This is a genomic window from Collinsella sp. SGI.095, from assembly GCF_050314535.1.
Lineage (GTDB): Bacteria > Actinomycetota > Coriobacteriia > Coriobacteriales > Coriobacteriaceae > Collinsella.
The window spans coordinates 1-21,432 of record NZ_JBNPNG010000011.1; the positions used below are offsets into that span (position 1 = coordinate 1).

Annotated in this window: 21 protein-coding genes; 11 read left to right on the top strand and 10 right to left on the bottom strand. The window is 59.8% G+C overall.

Annotated features, from left to right (window positions below):
• Positions 1 to 44 precede the first annotated feature (44 nt).
• The gene (locus ACQRCA_RS05435) at positions 45 to 644 is read left to right on the top strand and encodes a tRNA (cytidine(34)-2'-O)-methyltransferase (protein WP_427719338.1); all 600 of its coding nucleotides are present in this window, start codon (positions 45 to 47) and stop codon (positions 642 to 644) included.
• Positions 645 to 755: 111 nt separating this feature from the next.
• Here the strand turns inward: ACQRCA_RS05435 and ACQRCA_RS05440 are convergent, their stop codons facing one another.
• The 3 genes from ACQRCA_RS05440 to ACQRCA_RS05450 all read right to left on the bottom strand — a co-directional run bounded on the left by ACQRCA_RS05440 (position 756) and on the right by ACQRCA_RS05450 (position 6,477).
• Complete coding sequence (locus tag ACQRCA_RS05440; protein ID WP_427719340.1) at positions 756 to 3,269, bottom strand: excinuclease ABC subunit UvrA; 2,514 nt, start codon at positions 3,267 to 3,269, stop codon at positions 756 to 758.
• Positions 3,262 to 4,380 carry an AAA family ATPase gene (locus tag ACQRCA_RS05445; protein WP_427719342.1) on the bottom strand — a complete coding sequence of 373 codons (1,119 nt, stop codon included), beginning with the start codon at positions 4,378 to 4,380 and terminating at the stop codon, positions 3,262 to 3,264. The genes ACQRCA_RS05440 and ACQRCA_RS05445 overlap by 8 nt, the downstream gene beginning before the upstream one ends.
• Before the next feature lie 93 nt (positions 4,381 to 4,473).
• A complete protein-coding gene (locus ACQRCA_RS05450) occupies positions 4,474 to 6,477 on the bottom strand; it encodes a GTP-binding protein (protein ID WP_427719343.1) in 2,004 nt (667 codons plus the stop codon).
• A gap of 245 nt (positions 6,478 to 6,722) precedes the next feature.
• Between ACQRCA_RS05450 and mscL the strand changes: the two genes are divergently transcribed.
• Positions 6,723 to 7,148 carry a large conductance mechanosensitive channel protein MscL gene (gene mscL, locus ACQRCA_RS05455; RefSeq protein WP_154517006.1) on the top strand — a complete coding sequence of 142 codons (426 nt, stop codon included), beginning with the start codon at positions 6,723 to 6,725 and terminating at the stop codon, positions 7,146 to 7,148.
• A 118-nt stretch (positions 7,149 to 7,266) separates the two neighbouring features.
• Here the strand turns inward: mscL and ACQRCA_RS05460 are convergent, their stop codons facing one another.
• A complete protein-coding gene (locus ACQRCA_RS05460) occupies positions 7,267 to 7,755 on the bottom strand; it encodes an N-acetyltransferase (protein ID WP_154517003.1) in 489 nt (162 codons plus the stop codon).
• A 77-nt stretch (positions 7,756 to 7,832) separates the two neighbouring features.
• On the opposite strand from ACQRCA_RS05460, the gene ACQRCA_RS05465 reads away from it, so the two are divergent.
• Complete coding sequence (locus tag ACQRCA_RS05465) at positions 7,833 to 8,129, top strand: hypothetical protein (protein WP_154517000.1); 297 nt, start codon at positions 7,833 to 7,835, stop codon at positions 8,127 to 8,129.
• Positions 8,130 to 8,177: 48 nt separating this feature from the next.
• Here ACQRCA_RS05465 and ACQRCA_RS05470 read toward each other — a convergent pair whose 3' ends face one another.
• Positions 8,178 to 8,882, bottom strand: a complete 705-nt coding sequence (locus tag ACQRCA_RS05470) for a class I SAM-dependent methyltransferase (RefSeq protein ID WP_154516998.1) — start codon at positions 8,880 to 8,882, stop codon at positions 8,178 to 8,180.
• Positions 8,883 to 9,322: 440 nt separating this feature from the next.
• On the opposite strand from ACQRCA_RS05470, the gene ACQRCA_RS05475 reads away from it, so the two are divergent.
• Positions 9,323 to 9,724 carry a hypothetical protein gene (locus tag ACQRCA_RS05475; RefSeq protein ID WP_427719347.1) on the top strand — a complete coding sequence of 134 codons (402 nt, stop codon included), beginning with the start codon at positions 9,323 to 9,325 and terminating at the stop codon, positions 9,722 to 9,724.
• A gap of 129 nt (positions 9,725 to 9,853) precedes the next feature.
• Here the strand turns inward: ACQRCA_RS05475 and ACQRCA_RS05480 are convergent, their stop codons facing one another.
• Positions 9,854 to 10,669: a putative RNA methyltransferase gene (locus tag ACQRCA_RS05480; protein WP_427719348.1), complete on the bottom strand. Its 816-nt coding sequence runs from the start codon at positions 10,667 to 10,669 to the stop codon at positions 9,854 to 9,856.
• A gap of 178 nt (positions 10,670 to 10,847) precedes the next feature.
• Here ACQRCA_RS05480 and ACQRCA_RS05485 point away from each other — a divergent pair, with 178 nt between their 5' ends.
• Positions 10,848 to 12,230 carry an MATE family efflux transporter gene (locus ACQRCA_RS05485; RefSeq protein WP_427719350.1) on the top strand — a complete coding sequence of 461 codons (1,383 nt, stop codon included), beginning with the start codon at positions 10,848 to 10,850 and terminating at the stop codon, positions 12,228 to 12,230.
• Between the two features lie 27 nt (positions 12,231 to 12,257).
• On the opposite strand, the gene ACQRCA_RS05490 is transcribed toward ACQRCA_RS05485, so the two are convergent.
• Entirely contained in the window at positions 12,258 to 12,563 is a 306-nt protein-coding gene (locus tag ACQRCA_RS05490; protein WP_427719352.1) for a LysR family transcriptional regulator substrate-binding protein, read from the bottom strand.
• 61 nt (positions 12,564 to 12,624) lie between these two features.
• Here ACQRCA_RS05490 and ACQRCA_RS05495 point away from each other — a divergent pair, with 61 nt between their 5' ends.
• Complete coding sequence (locus tag ACQRCA_RS05495) at positions 12,625 to 13,350, top strand: uracil-DNA glycosylase (RefSeq protein WP_427719354.1); 726 nt, start codon at positions 12,625 to 12,627, stop codon at positions 13,348 to 13,350.
• Between the two features lie 50 nt (positions 13,351 to 13,400).
• Here the strand turns inward: ACQRCA_RS05495 and ACQRCA_RS05500 are convergent, their stop codons facing one another.
• The 3 genes from ACQRCA_RS05500 to ACQRCA_RS05510 form a co-directional block, all read right to left on the bottom strand.
• Positions 13,401 to 14,081, bottom strand: a complete 681-nt coding sequence (locus ACQRCA_RS05500) for an SDR family NAD(P)-dependent oxidoreductase (protein ID WP_427719355.1) — start codon at positions 14,079 to 14,081, stop codon at positions 13,401 to 13,403.
• A 9-nt stretch (positions 14,082 to 14,090) separates the two neighbouring features.
• Positions 14,091 to 14,813, bottom strand: a complete 723-nt coding sequence (locus ACQRCA_RS05505) for a VUT family protein (RefSeq protein WP_427719356.1) — start codon at positions 14,811 to 14,813, stop codon at positions 14,091 to 14,093.
• 156 nt (positions 14,814 to 14,969) lie between these two features.
• A complete protein-coding gene (locus ACQRCA_RS05510) occupies positions 14,970 to 16,583 on the bottom strand; it encodes a peptide chain release factor 3 (RefSeq protein ID WP_427719358.1) in 1,614 nt (537 codons plus the stop codon).
• A 471-nt stretch (positions 16,584 to 17,054) separates the two neighbouring features.
• Here ACQRCA_RS05510 and ACQRCA_RS05515 point away from each other — a divergent pair, with 471 nt between their 5' ends.
• From ACQRCA_RS05515 to ACQRCA_RS05535, 5 genes are all read left to right on the top strand, one after another.
• Complete coding sequence (locus tag ACQRCA_RS05515) at positions 17,055 to 17,435, top strand: GntR family transcriptional regulator (RefSeq protein ID WP_370450620.1); 381 nt, start codon at positions 17,055 to 17,057, stop codon at positions 17,433 to 17,435.
• Positions 17,436 to 17,458: 23 nt separating this feature from the next.
• A complete protein-coding gene (locus ACQRCA_RS05520) occupies positions 17,459 to 18,340 on the top strand; it encodes an ABC transporter ATP-binding protein (RefSeq protein ID WP_427719360.1) in 882 nt (293 codons plus the stop codon).
• Positions 18,337 to 19,035: an ABC-2 transporter permease gene (locus ACQRCA_RS05525; RefSeq protein ID WP_427719362.1), complete on the top strand. Its 699-nt coding sequence runs from the start codon at positions 18,337 to 18,339 to the stop codon at positions 19,033 to 19,035. The genes ACQRCA_RS05520 and ACQRCA_RS05525 overlap by 4 nt, the downstream gene beginning before the upstream one ends.
• 450 nt (positions 19,036 to 19,485) lie before the next feature.
• Positions 19,486 to 20,361 carry an EamA family transporter gene (locus ACQRCA_RS05530; protein ID WP_427719363.1) on the top strand — a complete coding sequence of 292 codons (876 nt, stop codon included), beginning with the start codon at positions 19,486 to 19,488 and terminating at the stop codon, positions 20,359 to 20,361.
• 329 nt (positions 20,362 to 20,690) lie between these two features.
• Complete coding sequence (locus ACQRCA_RS05535; RefSeq protein ID WP_427719364.1) at positions 20,691 to 21,356, top strand: SAM-dependent methyltransferase; 666 nt, start codon at positions 20,691 to 20,693, stop codon at positions 21,354 to 21,356.
• The last annotated feature ends 76 nt before the right edge of the window (positions 21,357 to 21,432 follow it).

A 21,432-nucleotide genomic window follows, 5' to 3' on the forward strand; every position in this document is an offset into this window, starting at 1 on the left:
ACTGCCCCTTCGTGGTGGTTTTTCGTTCTATGCCAAGGAGATTCATGTTCAATATCGTGCTGTATGCGCCCGAGATTCCGGCCAATACGGGTAATATCGGCCGTACCTGCGTGGTCACCGGCGCCCGCCTGCATCTGGTGGAGCCACTGGGCTTTTCGCTCGACGACAAAACGGTGCGTCGCGCCGGCCTGGGCTACTGGCAAAACTTGGACGTGACGACCTATGCCAGCTGGGAGGATTTCCTTGCGCGCAATGACCTTTCCCCCGCCGACGACCGCTTGCATCTGCTGACCAAAAAGGCACGCCGAACCTATGCGCAAAGCACTTACCGTGACGGCGACTATTTGGTCTTTGGCAGCGAAAGCTCGGGGATTCCCGAAGGGTTGCTCGCCGCGGCGCCCGAGCGCTGCGAGCGCATCCCCATGCTGCGCGATTGTGACTCACTCGACAACGCCGAGGCCTGGGAAGCCCACGAGGAATCGCTCGGACATACCGAGGACGGCCATGAGGCCATCCTTCGGCAGGATATCTGCGGCAACTTCGTCAATCCGGACGACTACCGCATCAGCGCACTCAACCTCTCCAACAGCGCCGCCATCGTCCTCTACGAAGCCCTGCGCCAGACAGGCTTTGCCGGCATGTAAAAACCTGCCATTAGGGGACGGGGCAGAAATGGTAGACTTTCAAACCCTCTAACCCTTGAGAAATTGGTTTTGGCATCAAAGCGACAAAGGGCTGCCACTTTGTCGCTTTGCCTATAGATAGCGGCCAGTAATGCTCTTGGAGCAAGCAGCGATATCCGCCGGAGTACCGGCGCAGACGACTTGCCCGCCCGCATCGCCACCGCCCGGCCCCATGTCGATCACATAATCGGCATTGCGGATAAGGTCGAGATCGTGCTCGATCACGATAACCGTGGCGCCCTTGGCGACGAGGCCGTCAAACACGTTCAGCAGCACCTGAACATCGAGCGGATGCAGGCCGATCGTGGGCTCGTCGAATACGAATACGGCATCGTCCTGCACGCGGCCCATCTCGCTCGCAAGCTTTAAACGCTGCGCCTCGCCGCCCGAAAGCGCCGGCGTGGGCTCACCGAGTGTAAGATAGCCCAAGCCCAGGTCGTGCAAGGTCAGCAAGCGCGCCTGAACCTTCTTGAGCCCCACCGTGGCGTCGATGGCCTCGTCCACGCTCATGTCCATGAGCTGCGGCAACGTAAGCTTGCTCCCGTCCTTGCCCTCGCGATGGATATGCGAAGCCGTGTCTGCATAACGCGAGCCTCGACATGCTGGGCAGATGATCTCGACATCGGGCAAAAATTGCACGTCGAGCGATATCGAGCCCGTGCCATCGCATGTAGAGCAGCGCAAGGCGCCAGTGTTGTAGCTAAAGGCACCCGCCTTGTAGCCGGCTGCCTTGGCCTCGGTCGTACGGGCGAAAGCGCGGCGCAGCTCATCATGGATGTCGGCATAGGTCGCAACCGTCGAGCGCACGTTGGCGCCGATAGGTGTAGCGTCAATCAGGTTTGCGCGTGCGATACCCTCGGCGTCGACCCAGCGCACATGGCTTGGCAGGCGCTCGCCAGCTGCCTGGGCCTTAAGCGCCGGGATGAGTGTCTCGAGCACCAACGTCGTCTTACCCGAACCCGAAACGCCCGTCACCGCAACGAGACGGCCGCGCGGGATATCGACTTCGAGCGGCTTGACGGTATGGATGGCATCGGTTGCCATGCGGATGTGGCCCTGGTCGAACATTTCGTCGTCAGTCACCTGCGGGCGCATACGCTTGGACTCTGCGCGCAAAAACGGGGCGATGCGGCTGCCCTGTGATTGTTCGACCTCGTCCACCGTGCCAGCGGCAATCACATTGCCGCCGCCAGCTCCGGCAACGGGGCCCATCTCGACCAGATAGTCGGCTTCCGCCAGTACGCGCGTATCGTGGTCGACAACAACCACGGTGTTGCCGTCATCCACCAGATCGCGCATCACGCCTACCAGACCATCAACATTGGCAGGATGCAAGCCAATCGAAGGCTCGTCCAACACATAGAGCACGCCCGTCGATCGGTTGCGCACCACGCGGGCGAGCTGCACGCGCTGACGCTCGCCCGTGGAGAGCGTGGCACCGGCGCGATCGAGCGAAAGGTAGTCGAGACCCAGATCGACCAGGCGACGGGCCGCGCTCAAAAACGAATCGCAGATATCCATCGCCATGGGCCGCATCTCGGGCGGCAAGGATGCGGGCACCCCGTGCACCCACTCAACCGCATCACCAAGCGTCATGGCCGCGGCCTGCGCCAGATTGATACCGCGCACCTGGGGCTGGCGGGCGGTCTCGGAGAGGCGCGTGCCGCCACAGTCACGACATGGCCCCTCGCGCAAAAAGCGCGCCACGCGTTTTAAGCCCTTGTCGTCCTTAACCTTGGCGAGCGCATTCTCGACGGTATAGACGGCGTTGTAATAGGTAAAGTCGAGCGGCGTGGCGCCCTCGCCGTTTTTGGGAACGTAGAGAATGTGCTTCTTAACCGCCGGACCGTGAAACACAATGTCGCGCTCTTGAGGCGTGAGCTGGTTAAACGGCACGTCGGTACGCACACCCATCTCGCCTGCCACTTGCTTCATCAGATCCCACATGAGCGTGCCCCAAGGAAGCACCGCGCCTTCGTTGATAGTCTTGGACTCGTCGGGCACCAGGCTCGCCTCGTCCACCTCGCGCATGATACCGGTGCCGCCGCAGGTGGGACACGCGCCGCCGCTGTTAAAGGCAAGGTCCTCGGCACCCGGCGCGTAGAACTCACGGCCGCACTCGGGGCACGTGAGCGACAGGCCCGCGGCCACGTTAAGGCTCGGCTCCACGCGCGCCCCGCAGTGCGGGCACACGTGATGGGCGCAACGGCTAAAGAGCAGACGCAGGCTATTGTTGAGCTCGGTCATGGTACCAAAGGTCGAGCGCACACCCGGCACGCTGGGGCGCTGATGCAATGCGAGCGCCGCCGGTACGTGCAGCACCTCGTCCACTTGGGCATGTTCGGCCTGCGTCAGACGGCGGCGGGTATAGGTGCTAAGCGCCTCCAGGTAGCGACGCGAGCCCTCGGCGTAAAGAACGCCCAGTGCCAGCGAACTCTTGCCCGAACCCGATACGCCAGCAATACCCACGAGCTTTCCCAGCGGAATATCGATATCGATGTCCTTGAGGTTGTGCACACGCGCGCCACGTACCTCTATAGCCTGCGGGCTCATCTTCTGTTCCGCCACCTTTATCACCCTACTCATGCCATAAAACGCGGTCGCGGATGTATTCGCCCAGCATGGGCACGGTAAACCGGACGAGGCCGTATCCGGCAGCCTCGATGACGCGCTCGCGAATCAGGCTTGCGCGATATTTACTCGCCCAGCTTTGGGTGCGGTCGCAGCGCTCAATGATGTCAGCCATGCGCGTCGGCTTGCCCCCATCAGCCGCCATGGCCTCGATAAAGAGGCGCTGCGGACTGCGCAACCCGTAATACAAAGGGGCGTCCACTGCTTCATAGAACTCGGAGATGGCATCGGCGTAGCCAGCCTCGACATCGCGCTCTTCAATGACCCGCGAGTCACGCCGGACAGCAGACCTCCACATGTAATATCCCACCAGCTGAACCATATAGGGATGCCCCATGCTCTTGCGCGCCGCAAGGTCCGCCGTCTCCGCATCAACGCAAAGACCAGTGCCTTTGACCGTCTGGATATATGAATCCCGCACTTTGGGCAAAGAAATCGCCCCCAGCGTACGCTGCTGGGCGCGGCGCAAAAACGTTACGCTCGGCTCTTCGAGCAAGTCATCAACCATGCTGGGCAAGCCGGCAAAAACCAGCGCAAGACCGCGCTGGTCGCTATCGGGCAAGCCCGTAGCATCCTGGTCTCCGAGCACCTGCTGATAGAGAACGGCCAGCGCCGCCAGCTCCTCGATAGATGCCGATTGGGCCTCGTCAATCGCAAACAGTAAGCCCTTTCCCGGCCCGAGTTTCTTGAGGCGTTCGTTGACTAACCCGCGCAACGTCTCGCCTTTTGCCCGCGCCGCCTCGACCGACATTCGGCCAAACGACGGACCAAACTCCATTGACGTCACAACGGGTTTATTCGAGCGAAGCGCGTCGGCCAAGCGCTCGCATAGGCCAAGCGAGGCGGAATCGGAGACAACCGCCCATCCGCGCTCGCTAGCTAAACGCTGCAGCTCCCGCAAGAGAACTGTTTTGCCATAGCCGCGGTTTCCCGTAATGAGCATGAGCCTGCCCGGCGCTCCGGCGCCGTTATCGAGCCCTTCCTCGAAATCTTCGATGACCGACTCGCGGCCGATGAGTATCGGAGGCCGCTTGCCAGCCGTGGGCTTAAAGGGATTTGGATTCATGTCGGCCTCCTCGGATTGGCAAACCCTGGTAACAGTTATACCAACTTATACCGAGTTATACCAACAGGATGCGACAAAGAGACTGACCCTCTATCACCTATGGCGGAAAAACTCGACGTCCGCCGCTCGCCAGGGGCGGAAGGTGGCGGGATCGACCTTTACGTGGGCTGCCTCGGGGACGTCGTACCACTTGACCGTGTAGCCAGCGCCGTGAGAGCAAAAGACCGAGTCGGGCGCGTTGGGTAGATCGGCCTCGGGCTCATAGGCGACAGTCTCGATGACGCGCTCGGCATCATGGCATGCCGCATAACCGGCAAACTCCAGGTACAGATGCCCGCGACCGCTCGTGTAGGCGGCCACCTCCAGCGCATAATCCTGGACCTCGGATGCCGGCACGCGACCCACAAGCTTTGCCCGTTCGCCCGCCATTGTCGGCGGCTCGTAGTCGGCTCCCATGCGCGTGGCGTCTGACAACGCCCTGCCCACACACTCCCCCGGCACCTCGAGCTCAAAGCGATACCACGGCTCCAACAGCACCGCCGCGCCGGCCTCACGCGCCTGCATGAGCCCCTGGCGAATCGCGCGGTACGTGGCCTGACGAAAATCGCCGCCCTCGGTGTGTTTGGCATGCGCGCGGCCGCCCGTGAGCGTAATGCGCACATCGGTGATAGGCGAGCCGGTCAGCACGCCCAGGTGATCGCGCTCCATGGCGTTGGTGAGCGCCAGACGCTGCCAGTTAAGATCGAGCTCGTCGGTCGAGGTCACGGTGCCAAACTGCACGCCCGAACCCGCCGGCAGCGGCTCTAGGCGCAGATGTACCTCGGCATAGTGGCGCAGCGGCTCAAAGTGGCCCACGCCCTCGACCGGCTGCGAAATGGTCTCCTTATAGAGAATGCCGCCGGGCTCAAACGAAATCGAAAGGCCAAAGCGATCGGCCAACACCCGCTGCACGACCTCGAGTTGCACGGCGCCCATCAGCTGCAGGTGAATCTGCTCCAGATGAGTATTCCAGCTTACGCCGAGCATGGGGTCTTCGTCCGCCAACTCAGTCAGCGCTTTAAACACCGCATGGACATCGTGTTCACCCGGAAGCACCGTATAGGTGAGGACCGGAGCGATGACGGGCGCATCACACACGGGCTCCGCACCCAAGGCGTCCCCTGGGCGAACGTGCGCAAGACCCGTCACGGCACAAATACCGCCAGCAGCAACTTCTTGGGCAAGCTCATACTTTTCGCCGTTATAGATGCGCACCTGATCGACCTTCTGCTCCCATGCCTCGGCACCGGAACGTCCGCTGATCATCTGTTTTGCACACAGCGTGCCGCCGGTCACTTTAACCCATGCCAAGCGCTCGCCGCGATCCCCGCGGCTGACACGATAGACGCGCGCGGCAAACTCCGGAAGCCATATCTGTTCGCGCATCAGCGCGCATATGCCATCCAGCAGCTCGCTCACGCCCTGGTCCTTGAGCGCCGAGCCGGCAAAGCAGGGAAAGAGCTTGCGCTCGGCAACCATGCGCGACAGCGTTGCGACGGAAAGCTCACCTGCCTCAAGAAACTCCTCGAGCGCCGCCTCGTCCAACGCTGCAGCGTCCTCCTGAACGGCGCCGCCCTCCAGCAGTTCGTTGGCATCCAGGCAGCCTTCGGAAAGACGCCGCCCAAGTTGTGCCAGCAAAACATCGCGGCCGGGATTCTCCAAATCGATTTTGTTGATATAGATGAACGTCGGAATGTCATAGCGTTCAAGCAGGCGCCACAGGGTTTCGGTGTGCCCCTGCACGCCGTCGTTGGCGCCCACAACTAAAATCGCGTAGTCGAGTGCGCGCAGCGTGCGCTCCGCCTCGGCAGAAAAATCGACATGCCCCGGTGCGTCCACGAGCATGACGCGGGTATCACCGTGGTCGAGCACGGCCTGCGACGAGAAAATCGTAATGCCGCGCTCGCGCTCGATCGCGTTAGTGTCCAGATGCGAATCGCCATCGTCCACGCGGCCGCGCTTACGAATGCGACCCGCATCGAACAGCATGGCCTCGGCCAGCGTGGTCTTGCCAGCATCGACATGCGCCAAGATTCCAACGACCGCTTGCTTCGACATGGCTCTCCTCTTATTGCAAGCCCGTCGCACGCGGAAACGGGCGCTCTCATTCCACACTGGATGATACAATTTACGGGCCGGCGGGCGAAGCGGGCCCTATCCCCCGACCGAGCTCATCGCCCCGCGTTGCCGTGCGGCGATTTTCGTAGGTTCGCGCCTTGCGAAAGCCGGCACCTCCCCTTTTTGCCTGCCCGGGCTCATCCGGGGCGGCAACAACGCGAACCCCACAACAGCGAGGAGTCACCATGAAGACATTGCTCAACGAGTTCAAGGAATTCATCAATCGCGGCAACGTGATGGACATGGCCGTCGGCGTGATTATCGGCGGCGCATTCACCGCCATCGTGACCTCACTTACCGATAACATCATCAACCCGCTTATCTCCGTGATTGCCGGCGGTAGCGCTACCGAGATCTCGGGGCTGGTGGTGCCGGGCACTAATATCGACTTTGGCGCCTTTATCGGCTCGTGCATCAATTTTTTGATTGTGGCGGCAATCGTCTTTGCCATCGTCAAGGCATTCAACAAGGCGCAGGAAATCGGCGACAGGCTCGCCGGTGCCACCGCCGAGGAAGCCGCACCGGCGCCCGTCTGTCCGTATTGCCTGGAAGAGGTGCACGAAGGCGCGACCAAGTGTTGCCACTGCGGAAGCGAGCTGCCCCGAGCGTAGGTGCCTTAGAGCCGACAGCGAGCGGCATCTACCACCTTGCAAAACAGCGCAGCGATTAAAAATGGCCCCACCCGGGGCCATTTTCGCTTACATGGAGCGTAGATACGCGCCCCCGCTCTTATGCCTCGCGCAGCCAGTCAAACGCAACACGCGGCGTGCCGTCCGACACATACACGACGCCGGCACGCTCAAACCCCGCTTTAATACTCGCGCCCTGCATGGGCAGGTTGTCCCGATGCGTATCGATACGCAGATGGTCGGCACGCTCTTTGGCAAAGGCGAACATCGCAGCCGCGATACCGTGCACGGTGCCGTCGGACGCCACACGGTGCAGCACGGCGTACGGAGTGTCGCTGCGCCATTGCCCGTCCTCAATTACGTCATAGCACTCGTCCGGGCCCGGTAAAAAGGCAAACGTCGCCACCACGCGGCCGTCGACTTCGAACACATAGCTACCACCGGCAGCGATATCGGCAGCCAGCTGCTCGGCAGAAGGCGTGCCCTCGGGCCACTGCGTGGCGTTGCCATGCGCGCGCATAAAGGCACGGGCCGCGTCATAGATAGCCATGACGGCGGGAATGTCGGTATCGAGGGTTTTTCTGATCATCACGCGGCGACCTCACGTTTATTGGTATCACTTTGATTGAGCAATGATACCAGCGTTTGAAGAGGGGCGAGAAGCAGATGGGAAGCAAAAAGCGAGCCGCCTGGTCAAAGGCCAAAAGCGAGTTTTTGGGCGCTGCCACCGGCGGCGCTATGAGCGACCTGTTTGCGCGCGAGGACGAGCGCCGCGACGCCCTGAACGCCGAGCGCGATGAAGCCTGGCGCTACAAGTCGTGCGAGCGCAAAAACCGTTACGGCACACGCGCCGAGGCCGAGGCCGTTATGGCCGACTGCGAAAGCCGCGGGCGGCGTGGTTTGGCCTGCTACAAATGCGAATACTGCGGCGGCTGGCACCTGACGTCGCACCCTTGGAAATAGACCCCGCATCGGCACGACACTGACGGAGCGCCAACCATCGCACGCAAGCTACGGGCGCGGCGGCACCAAAACATCGTAACGAACGGCCTTGCCCGCAAGTTGATAGCTCGGCTTAACGCCAGCAAGCAGCGGCCCCTTCACCGGCCGCTTGATAACGACCTTGCGCGGGCGCACCGCAAGCGCAGCTTCGACCAGCGTCTCCTCATCGGCACACGGCTGTTCCAGATGATGCAAGAGTTGAAACTTCTTTTTAACCGCCGCGCTCTTTGTGCGCTCGGGAAACATGGGGTCCAGATACACCACGTCGGGAGCGGTGAGCTCTCCCTGCCCGATCAACTCAGTTATATGGTGAAGGCCGGCAATGCTGTCCTCGCCCGCATGTAAGCGCATGCGGGCCACGGCAGTCGCAAGCGCCGGATCATCTGCCGCGCGATCCAAGGCATCCTTGAGGAGCGCCGCGATCACGCAATCCTGCTCATACAGATCGACGGTAAAGCCCGCAGCCGCCAGCAGCAGCGAATCCTCGCCAAAGCCTGCCGTGGCATCAATCGCCCATGGGCACTCGACGCCTTTTGCGCGCGCAGCCTTTACCAACAGTTCTTGCTGCAGACGACCCTGTTTGAGCCGTGGCAGCATGCGGACAAAATCGGCACGCAACTCCATCGTGCCGTCGGTGAGCGTGAGGCCCGCGGACTTCCCGATCAGCTCAAGCCCCGCGGCCCGAGCAACAGAAAAGGGATCGACGACGCCCATGGGTACTCCTTAACAAGCAAAATGAATACGTGAGCGCCGTTTATGCCAGCACCCGACCGTCCGCTATTGTCCCACATGCGACATGGCCCACAGCATCCCAATGCAAAGCACCGCCATCAATCCCGTGCACACGGCAGCGATCACAGAATCGCCCATGCGCCTTCCCAACGACCGCGGCTCATGCACTCGCCCCGCTCCGTACATCATGGCTCCTCCTTAAGAACAGCTCCTTGTTACGGTCTCATCATCGCAGCGCCGCACATGAGCTGCCATCGATTTGGCTTACGTCCAGCTTTCCTTTTTGAAAGGTCGGATTGGGCTGCGCGGGCTCAAAGCGCTTTCAGGCGCACGCATCGCTGCGTTGAACTACAATGTGCTTCACCATATGTGCAACACATGGGCTACGCCAGATCGGCGTACTCGTATCGAAAGGACCAGCCATGAGCTCCGCTCGCAAGACTCTCAAAATCCTTGCCCTCATCTACTTTGTTTTGGGCATCGCCAACCTCGTCATCGCCGGTATCGGTATCGCCAGGGGCAGCCTCGATTCCACGTACGGGTCGAACGCCATGCTCGCCGCGGTCGTGCTTGTCGTCAAGGGCATTGTCGATCTTTCCGCAGGTGTTGCGGGCATCAAGGGCGCCAACAAGCCCTCGCAGGTGGATAGCGCGTTTAAACTCGGCATCGTTGCCGCAATCGCCACGATTGCACAGGCCGTGCTCACGCTTCCCGCACTCGGCGGCAGCGCCGTCAATATCGGTGCCTTTGTCATCGTGGTCTACGACCTGTTCTTTGTTCAGCAGGCGCACGCCGTTAAGGCCGAGAACAAGGACCGCCTGTAGGCACTCGCTTCTCATAACCCCTGCAGCCAAGCAACTAACATGGGCCGATCGCGCAGTAACGCGGTCGGCCCTTTACATTTGCCCAGATAAAACCTGCCAAAATAAACCTGTCCCTTTTTGGCAGGTTGGTTAGCTGTGGCGGTACTCGGCAATGATGAAGTCGATGTCGGTTTTAAGGGTGTCCAGGTTTGCCAGGCGCTCTTTGTCGGTAGGGCGTGTGCGGTAGTAGTACGGCGTCATCTGGAACACCGCCTCGATGTCGGCCTGGGTCTGGAGCGTAATATTCGCGGACACCCGCTGTGTGCCGACCAGTTTAAGCTCCATCGTCTTCGGAAGCTTTTCGTCGTTGAGGTACGGCGTGTCGTAGAGCACCTCCTTGAGCCCAAAGAGATGACGGGCACCCGGCACCACGGTGTAGAGCGAACCCTCCGGCGCCAACACGCGGGCAAACTCGCGCTCGTTAAAGAGAGCAAAGAGCTCGGTCACCATATCGAAGGCGCCATCGGCCACTGGGATGTCTTTCATGTTGGCCACAAAATAGGTCGCATCGCCGCGCTTGGCGGCCAGGCGTACCATTTCTTTGCCCAGGTCAAAGCCATAAGCGTCCACGCCCGGCACCGCGCCCATGGCGCTGGTGTAGTAACCTTCACCGCAGCAAATATCGAGCAGCGTCATGGGACCGCCTGTAGACGCAGCACGCCCAGAAACCCGTTTGCGCACCAGCTCGACCATTGCATCGCGCAGCGGCGCATAGTAGCCACGGTTCAAAAAGTCACGACGGCTGCGTGCCTGCGACTTGGGATCGCCCATGGAGTCGCCGCTCTTGGACGAACGTAGCAGATATAGATAACCCTCGCGCGCACGGTCAAACCGGTGTCCGCCCGCGCATGCAGCACCGCGCTCGTCGTCCACCAACGGCTCATGGCAAACGGGACACAACAACATGGCAACTCCTTAGCGCGAACAACACAACGTACACCATTGTCGCACGCCTTCCCCACCTAGTCATTGGGGACGTTCTTGAATGACTAGTCGTTTAAGAACGCCCCCAATGACTAGGTGATTAGGAGTATCATCGTCTGCGCAAATAAGCACGAAATAGCACGTTAGAGATTGAGAGCGTATGGCTGATACCGCATCTAAGCACATCGACATGACCACCGGCTCGCTGTGGCGCAATATCCCCCTGTTCGCCTTGCCCGTGGCCGCCACGAGCATCTTGGAGCAGCTGTCAAACCTCATCGCCACGGTCATTATCGGTAACTTCTCGGGCGACCAGGGAACCCTCGCCATGGCGGCAGTCGGCTCCAATGTTCCGCTTACCAGCCTTATGCTCAACCTGTTTATTGGCATGTCGCTTGGCTCCAACGTGGTCATCGCCAACGCTATCGGCCGCAACGATCAGAACATGGTCAAACGCGCCGTCCATACCTCGATTTTAATGGCGCTCGTGGGCTTTGCCGTCATCGCTCTAGGCGAGATCTTTGCCGAGCCCATGCTCGCCGCGCTCAACGTTCCCGCCGAGACCATGCCGCTCGCTTCGCTCTATCTACGCGTCTTTTTGCTCAGCATGCCCTCAATCTTGCTCTACAACTTTGAGGCCGCGATCTTCCGCTCCGTCGGCATCACCCGCATGCCGCTGCAAGCGCTTGCCGTGTCCACCGTCCTCAACATTGGCCTGGACCTCATCTTTGTCCCCGTACTCCACTGGGGCGTCGCGGGTGTCGCCATCGCCACCGTCATCGCCTACACCGTCAGCGCCGCTACACTCTTTATCCGCCTGCTCAAGACCGACTCCGTCGTCCGCGTCACCCCGCGCGACCTTGCTATCGACCCCGTCGCCCTCAAGCGCATCGTCAAGATCGGCCTGCCCGCCGGCATCCAAAGCGCCGTCTTTGCCGTCGCCAACATCATCATCCAGTCCGCCATCAACAGCCTGGGCACCGAGGTCATGGCGGCCTCGAGCGCCGCCATGAGCCTGGAGTACGTGTGCTACAACCTGCTCAACAGCTTTAGCCAGGCTTGCACCACCTTTGTGGGGCAAAACCACGGTGCCCGTCAGATCGACCGCTGCACCAAGACCCTTAAGGTCTGCCTGGTCGAAGGCGGTATCGTCGCGCTCACCACGATTATTGTTATTGTCGGCCTGGGGCGCGAGATCTTGTCGTTGTTCAACAGCGATCCCAACATCGTCTCGATCGGCTATATCCGCGTGTGCTCGATCTTCCCTGCGTATGCCTTTAGCATGTTCTACGAGAACATGTCCGGCTACCTGCGCGGCTTTGGTATCTCGCTCATACCCGCCCTTATCACCATGATCTGCGTCTGCGGCATCCGCTTCTATTGGGTATTCTGCGTGTTCCCGCACTTCCGCACCTTTGCGAACATCATGATGGTCTACCCCATCAGCCTGGGCACCACGGCGTTCTTTATGGTCGTGGCGGTACTACTCTGCCACCCGACACGCACCTATCGCGCCACCCAAGCCAAAGCGACAGCCTGCTAAACACCGCACTCAACGCCACGCCAGTCATTAATTGACAATATGCGAGCTCATATAGTCGATAAAGCGCCTCGTGGCGATAGGCATGGTGTCCCAGCTGCGCCAGGCCGCCACTACGTCGCGCGAGGGGGCGTGCACGATGGGACGTACGCGAATATCGGCCCGCATGCCCTCAACGGTACGGCGATACAGCATGCTCACGCCCAGACCCTCCTCCACCATCGCCATAATGGTGTAGTCGTCGGTGACCTCGCTCGTCACGTGCGGCGACAGGCCATGCGCCGCGAATGCATCGAGCGCGCCTCGTAGACCCCGCTCTTCATGCAGCCGCGGCATAAAGGCAACCGGTGCGCCTTTACAATAGATGCCAACATAGCATTTGCCATAAAGGAGCTCCATGAACACCGCAACTCGCGACCGCAACATAGCAACTTGGTTGGGCGATGCGCCGCAGCCGGTACGTGACACTACGAACCAGCTGCTCGAGCGCATCGCCCTTTTGCGTGCCGAGCAGACCATCTACCCGGCACAAGACGACATCCTCAATGCCCTCGCCTACACGCCGGCCGACCAGGTCAAAGTTGTCATCTTGGGCCAAGATCCTTATCACGGGCCCAACCAGGCCATGGGGTTATCGTTTTCGGTCCCCGCGACGCAAACCAAGTTGCCGCCAAGCCTGCGCAACATCTATAAGGAACTCAAAGCCGATCTGAGTTGTCCCATTCCCGCCACGGGAGATCTGACGCCATGGGCACAACAGGGCGTCCTGCTCCTCAACACTACGCTCACCGTGCGCGAGCATGCCGCGAACTCACACGCCAAGCTGGGCTGGAGTACGCTCACCGACTACGTTATCGAACGCTGCTGCCAGCTACCCCAACCGGTAGTCTTTTTGGCATGGGGCCGCTTTGCCCAGCAGATGGTTGAGGGCAAGCTCGCCGCAATCGACGCGGGCAAAACGACCGGCAAGTTCTGCCTTGCCTCCACGCACCCCTCGCCGCTTTCGGCCAACCGTGCCACGGCAGAACTCCCCGCTTTTATGGGGTCGCGACCCTTCTCGGCAGCCAATCGGCTACTCGAACAGCACGGCTCGACCCCCGTCAACTGGACTTGTCTCGGCTAAAAATCGATACATCAAAAATACGCCCGACGGCTTTCCATCGGGCGCGTTTCCTATTCGGGCCAAATAAATTGTGTGCGGCCGGCCTCGCCGCCATCAATGAGCAGGCTCTGCCCGGTCATAAACCGGTTGGTCACGCCCACAAAGTAGATCCACTCGGCGATCTCTTGGGCGGTTGCCCAGCGTTTAAGCGGTGTAAGCTCCATAATCTGGTTCCACAGGTGTTCGTCTTCCATCACGCAACGGTTGAGCGGCGTGATAACGCCACCCGGGTCCACACTGTTGGCGATGGCCTGCGGTGCCAGGCGGTTTGCAAGGTTCTTGGTGTAGGCGATAACGCCGCCCTTGCTGGCGGCATAGGCGGGAAACTCCGATCCCGTATGCCCACTCGCCGACCCCACATTGACCACGGATTTGATAGCGGGCGCCGGCTTGGCAGCAAGCCCCTCCCCCACAAAGGCGTAGCACTCGGTCACGTTGATGGTGCCACACAGGTTGGCGGCGATGTCGTCAGCCGAATCCTGCGTGCCCGCAACGTTCACGATCACCTGGGGTTCAAGATCGCCTGGAAACGAGTCAGGCTCGCGTACATCAACGACCAGATGGCGGTAGCGCTCGTGTTCGATCGCCGCCGGCAGCAGATCAAAGCCCACTACCTCGTGGCCCTCGTCCAAAAAGCGCTGCACGCACGCGGCTCCGATACCGCCCGAAGCGCCCGTAATCAAAACCCGCATACTTGCTCCTTAGGCGGTTGCGTGGCGCTCAAGGTACTCGGCGCCCACATTCTCACGCTCCCAGCCGCGCACGACCTTGTAGCCCACGGGGCTCAGGAAGACCTCGCACAGCAGCTCGGCAACAGCGCCGGTCAGCGAGCACATAAGGACCTGCACCCAGGTCCAACCAAAGAACGTGTGACTCACTACAATGGCAAAGACCAGGTTGTCGATAAACTGGCCAACACCCGTGGACACATAGGAGCGGAAGGCGAAGCTCGCAAAGTTATTCTTTTTGAGCATACGGCCGAGCGACTGGTTGAGCGTGGAGTTAACCACGGCAGAAACGAACATTGCCAGCGAAGAGCCCAGCACCACGTACCAGGTGCCGCCGATGGTGGCGTTAAGGGCGGTGTTGACCTCGATCATGCCCGTGTCGTAGCAGGCGCCCCACATGCCGGGCGTGAGCGAGCATGCCCAAAAGCACAGGCTCACGGCAAGGTTGACCGCCAGTGCGAGGATAGAGATTTTGATGGATGCCTTGGCGCCAAAGCGCTTGCAGATCATGTCCTGGCACAAAAACGAGACCCAGCTCACCACAAAGCCGCAATCGAGTGCCAGATACGGCAGGCTGATGAGCTCTTTGTTGGCCAGCAGGTTCATCATGATAACGCTCACGAAAAACAGCGAAACCGTTGCCGCGGGAATGCTCCGCAACAGGACCTTGTAGTCCTCCATGACCTTCTTGATCATTATGTACTCCTTTGGTTTTAGGTTTAACGAGCAGGATATCGGACCCGAACTGCTCGGACGCCCCGGTCTTGAGACGACGGTGGGCATGATAGCCGCTCACGCGGCATCAGGCAAGCAGGCAGCGCGGCAGCCCCGCAGGGCCACCGCGCCGATGCGTTAAAAGACTACGTTGCCAAACTCCGACAGGATAAGGTCGGGATTGTGGTCGGTTGCCCAATCCACGTTCCACGGGCTCGTAAACAGCAACAGCTTGCCACCGCGCATGTCCTCGACGCGCAGCGTGTCGCGCGTGAGCGAAAGGCCCGGGATATCGATGGTGTCGGGGTCGTTCTGGATCCAGCGAATGTCCGTATAGGGCAGCGGCTGGCGACGAACCTCAACACGGTACTCGGCCTTGAGGCGGCGCTCGAGTACCTCAAACTGTAGCACGCCGACCACGCCCACAATGACGCTCTCCATGCCGGCACCAAGCTCGCGGAAGATCTGGATGGCGCCCTCCTGGGCAAGCTCCTCCATGCCCTTGACGAACTGCTTGCGCTTGAGCGTGTCGACCTGCGTAATGCGAGCGAACATCTCGGGGGCAAACGTCGGGATCTGCGGATACTGCACATGGCGCTTGCCGGAGCACACGGTGTCGCCGACGCTAAAGATACCCGGGTCGAACAGGCCCACGATATCGCCCGCGTACGCCTCGTCCACGATGGCGCGGTCGTCGGCCATCATCGACGTACCCGTGGCAAGCTTAAGCTTGCGGTTGCCCTGCACGTGGAAGGCATCCATGCCGCGCTCGAACTTACCCGAGCAAATGCGCACAAAGGCGATGCGGTCGCGGTGATTCTTGTCCATGTTGGCCTGGATCTTAAACACAAAGCCGCTAAAGTCGTCGCGGCAGGGATCGACCGGTTCACTGGTAAGCGTATCGGTATAGGCACGCGGTGTCGGGGCCAGACGCAGGAACTCCTTAAGGAAGGGTTCCACGCCAAAGTTGGTAAGCGCCGAGCCAAAGAACGCCGGGCTCAGCTTGCCGCAGGCCACGGCATCCAAGTCGAGCTCGTCGCCGGCACCATCGAGCAGCTCGATGTCGTCCATCAGGTTCTTATGGTTCTCCTCGCCGATGAGCTCATCCATGGAAGAATCGCCCAGCTCGGCCTCGACCTCGGCGACCTTCTTGGTGGCGTTGGCGTGACCGTCGCCCTCAAAGGCAATGACGCGACGGGTCTGACGATCGAACACGCCGCGGAAATTGCGGCCGCTGCCGATCGGCCAGTTCATGGGATACGTATTGATGCCCAGGACATTCTCGATCTCTTCCATGAGCTCAAACGGATCGCGAGCCTCGTGGTCGAGCTTGTTCACAAAGGTGAAGATGGGAATGTGGCGCAGCGTACAGACCTTAAAGAGCTTCTTGGTCTGGGCCTCGACGCCCTTGGCGCCGTCGATGACCATGACTGCGGCGTCAGCGGCCATAAGGGTACGGTAGGTATCCTCCGAAAAGTCCTGGTGACCGGGGGTATCGAGGATGTTGACGCAGGCGCCGTTGTAAGTGAACTGCAGCACCGAGGAGGTGACGGAAATGCCGCGCTCCTTCTCGATGTCCATCCAGTCCGAGACGGCATGCTTGGCCGAGCTCTTGCCCTTGACCGAGCCGGCGGTCTGGATGCTGCCGGTATAGAGCAGCAGCTTCTCGGTAAGCGTGGTCTTACCGGCATCCGGGTGGCTGATGATCGCGAATGTGCGGCGCGACGAGATTTCATCCGACAGGCTTGCCATGCGGATCCTTTCTTGCATTGAGTGCATTACGTCGTTGTAACCGCACTATTGTAGCCGCGAAATCTCACTCTAGGGCACCTATCAGGACAAATTCATCAGTTGGGACCTGTGTAGCAGTCGATGACGGCACTCCGCAGCAGTTTGTCTCGATCTGTAACATCTAGACGGTTTTTGAACCTCTACCTGTTACAGATTTAGACAAACAGGTGGGCGTCCCAGAAAGATCTCGATCTGTAACATCTAGCAGCCAAAAACTTCTCCAGTTGTTACAGATTGAGACAACCAGGTGGGGCCCACCAGCAAAATCTCAATCTGTAACAGGTAGCCGTCCAAATCGGTTCCAGATGTTACAGATTGAGATGAATGAACGAGCGGACAATCCCTATTTACCTCTTGCATAACTGTGCATAGTGTATATATACTGTGCTTACCGGTTATATACACGTGTAGCCCAACAGCTAAGGAGCCGCTGTGGACATCATCCTATCCAATTCGAGCGACAAGCCCATCTACGAGCAGATAACCTCGCAAGTCAAAGCTCAGATCTTATCGGGCACTCTCGCTGCGGGAGCCAAGCTCCCCAGCATCCGTGCACTCGCGAGCGACCTGGGTGTGAGCGTCATCACCACCAAGCGCGCCTACGCCGACCTAGAGCAACTCGGGTTTATCTGCACCGTGCAGGGCAAGGGCTGTTTTGTCGCCGAGGGCAACCAGGAGCTCTTGCGCGAAAACCAGCTATGCCATATCGAAGACCTGCTTGCGAAAGCGGCGAGCCAAGCCGAAGCCTTGGGCGTCACGCGCGACAAACTGCACGAAATGCTCGACCTGGTAGCCCCCGAAACCATGCAGTAGCCATCTGCAAGAAAGGCTATACCATGCAAAACTTGCTTGAACTCAAAGGCATCTCACGCGCTGTAAGCGACCGCTTTTCACTACGCGATGTCACGCTCGCCGTGGAGCCCGGCCAGATTGTTGGCTTTGTGGGCGCAAACGGCGCCGGCAAGACAACGACCATTCGCGCCGCGCTCGGGCTTATCAAACTCGATGCCGGCGAGGTGCACCTGTTTGGGCAGCACTGCGGCGCCGACGCGCCCGGTGAAGCGCAGCGTTGTCTGCGCACTCGTGTCGGCCTCGTGCTGGACACATGCCCCTTCCCTTCCACACTCAAGGTGACCGAAGTTGAGGCACTCGTAAGCCCGGCGTACCCCACCTGGAGCCACGACACCTTCGCCAGCCTCATCGACCGATTTGGCTTGGATCCCAAGGCGAAGGTCAAGGACCTCTCCCGCGGCATGGGCATGAAGCTGCAGCTTGCCTGCGCGCTCAGCCACGAGGCCAAGCTGCTCGTTTTGGACGAAGCCACCGCGGGTCTTGATCCCATGGCACGCGAGGAGCTGCTCGATGAGCTGCTTGCCTTTGTCGCCGACGGCCAGCGCAGCGTGCTGCTCTCGAGTCACATTACGTCCGACCTCGATCGCGCTGCCGACCGCATCATTTGCATCGATAACGGCTCGATTGTGTTTGACCTGCCGCGCGAGGACATTACCGACCGCGCCGGCATCGCCCACTGTACCCAAGCGCAGGCCGCCGAGCTTATGGCTTGCGTCGAAGGCGCCCGTGCCGCCCACCACGCTTATAGCGTGGACGTGCTCGTGCCCAACCGTCGCGAAACGCTCGAGGCCTTCCCCGAGATTCCCTGCGATCGGGCAACCATTGACGATTATCTACGCCTCACGCTGAAAGGGGCTTCGAAATGAAACGCGCCTTTATGTCCGAGCTCGCCATCGTTCGCACGCTTGTCCCAAGCATAGCGGGCGTCGGCCTGTTCATATTCGTTGTGCTGACCCTCGCCAACACGTCAGGTGGCGACTCCGGCATGAGTGCCGGCGCCTGCGCGCTCAGCGCCATGTCACCCATCATGGTCATGAGCTCGCTGGCAGGCTTCGACAATCAAAACGGATGGGAGCGTTATCGGGCAACGCTGCCCCTCACGCGCAAAGACATCATCTGCGCACGCTACCTGAGCATCGTTGTCTTCTCGGCCGTCATGACGTGCGCCGCCACGCTTTTGAGCATCGCCTCCATCCCGCTCTTCAACAGCGCGGGCATTCCTTCGACCGGACAGACGGTCTTTGAAATCGCAATCGTCTCGGCAGCATCGATGCTTATCTCCCTCATGATGGTGTTTTTGGCGCAGCCGCTGTTCTTTCGATTTGGACACATGGAGGCGCTGCGCCTATCCGTTGGCCTGTTTGCCCTGCTCGGATGCCTTGCCATGGCCACGTTGAGCTCCTCCAACCCCATCAGCAACTGGCTCATGTCGATTGCCGGGGCGAATCCCGATCCCGCCGTTCTTGGCTGTCTGTGCGCAGGAACTGCAGTACTGGCGCTCGCACTATGTGTAATCAGCTGCGCTGTCAGCACCAAGGTTTATCGAGTACGCGATCTGTAATCGACGGCTAAAAAAGCTTAGGCGGTACCCCGCTTATTTTTTCAATGAAACGAGGCAGCATAGCGTCACCACCGCCCTTCACAGCAGGCCGTCTAGTTCTTGGCAACCAAAAAGACACCGTCAGCATATCGAAGGTGAATACTTTTCCGAGAAGTGAACGAGTAAAAACAGTGCCCTGTAGCATCGACATTTTTAAGGACTCAATTCCTGCGGTTTTTGTCTAAGAATCCCGCAATTTTGTTCGAAAAAAGTGTGCATGTTCCAGGGGTCCAGATTTACTCGTTCACTTCGCGGAAAACCATTCACCTTCGATTCGAGCCTTAACCAAATGCCCTCTCGAACTATGGCCCCTGTCTCACCACAGCGATATCAAAGCTTCATGGCGGGACGGTATCATCGGACGAGCGCCGTAAATCTGGCGCGGTCGTTCTTTGGGGAGGCATTTCACCCGTGTCGTGGGTCGCAGCAGCATTTGTGTCGGCTTTCTTTGCCGGCGTCACATCAGTCCTGGCCAAATGCGGCATCAAGCAGACCGACTCCGATGTCGCGACGGCCATTCGCACCTGCGTGGTGCTCGTTTTCGCCTGGGCAATGGCGGGCATTTCTGGATCCATTGGAACCATCGGCAGCATCGAACCCAGATCTTGGCTCTTTCTCGTCCTCTCGGGACTCGCTACCGGTACTTCGTGGATCTGTTACTTTAAGGCGTTGGGCATCGGAGACGTCAATAAGGTCGTACCGGTCGACAAGATGAGCACCGTACTCGCTGCACTGATCGCCATCGTGCTTTTTGGCGAGACGAGCAACCTTGCGGTTAAGCTCGTGGGAACCGCTGTCATCACCCTCGGTACGTTTTTAATGATCGAGAAGAAGCAGTTTGCCGGACCCGAGCGGCAGCAAGACCGGACCTGGCTCGCTTACGCCCTCGGCGCCGCCGTGTTCGCGGCGCTCACGTCCATCCTTGCCAAGGTTGGCATCGAAGGCGTCGAGTCCAACCTGGCCACGGCAATCCGTACCTGTGTGGTACTGGTTATGGCATGGGCAATCGTGGCAGCTAAAGGCAAGATGGGCCAAGCCGTGCACGTAGACCGCTACGAACTCGTATTTCTCGCGGCATCGGGCATTGCGACTGGCGCATCGTGGCTGCTGTGCTACTACGCCATCGCCACAGGCCAGGTGAGCGTCGTGGTGCAGATCGACAAACTATCGATTGTCGTATCGGTACTATTTGCGCACCTGGCATTCAACGAAAAACTCTCACGGCGCAGCGCCATCGGTCTCGCCTTCATCGTCCTGGGCACCGCCGCGCTCGCGATTTGGAAATAGCGCCGATGCCAAGCGAGATCTAGACGCTCGCAAATCCGTGACAAACGGCATATCCCGGCACGCCCGTGACGTTTTACAATATAAACATCACGGGCCTCGGCTCAGTCTCGATCATCCAAGGGGATGTCTTTTTGGTCATTGTTCTTTAGGGAACGGTCAATCGCATAGAACCACGAAAACGGCCGTCCAACGGCCGTGGTTTGTTGCGCCGTTCCGCCTCCGTCATCTGCCATTTTTGCACCTGATAGGAAAGAACAATGCAAACCCAGGAATCTCAATCCTTCCCAAAAGCAACTAGCTTCGGCGCGACACTCGTACGCTCTAAGATTATGGGCCCCAATCCCCTCAAGCTCTGCGAAGAGCTGCTTCGCGATGTGCATATCCCCTGCGGCGTCCGCGTCTGCGACCTTGGATCGGGCACCGGTATCACCAGCGCCCTACTCGCCCGCGAATACGGGTTTGACACCTACGCTGTCGATCTGTGGAGCGACCCCGTCGAAAACCGTGCGTTCTTCGATTCGCTCGGTATCTCGCGCGACACGATTCACCCTGTTAAGGCAGACACCTCGCAGGGGCTGCCGTTTGAGCACGACTATTTTGATGCGGTCGTAAGTATCGACTCGTACAACTACTACGGCCGTGACCCACACTATCTGGGTGAGCGCCTACTCCCCTACGTAAAGCAAGGCGGGATGCTCTACTTAAGCATCCCCGGCATGGTTTACGACTGCCACGACAACCTGCCCGTTTGCCTGCTCAAATCCTGGACACCCGAGCAGCTCGACTATATGCACGACATAGCCTGGTGGCGCGCCATGATCGAGCCGACCCCCGGCGTCGAGATTGTCTCGATGCAGCCTATGCTCTGCACGGACGAAGCATGGAAAGACTGGCTCGCCTGCGACAACGAGTACGCAGCAGGCGACCGCGCTGCCGTTGAAGCCGGTGCGCTCGAATACCTCAACACCATCGCCATTGTGCTGAGGAAGCTCTAAACATTAGCCGCGCGAGGCCGTAAACAAATGGCCTCGCGCGGCTTCTTCAAAACGAGTTCTGAACAAACGCAAAGCG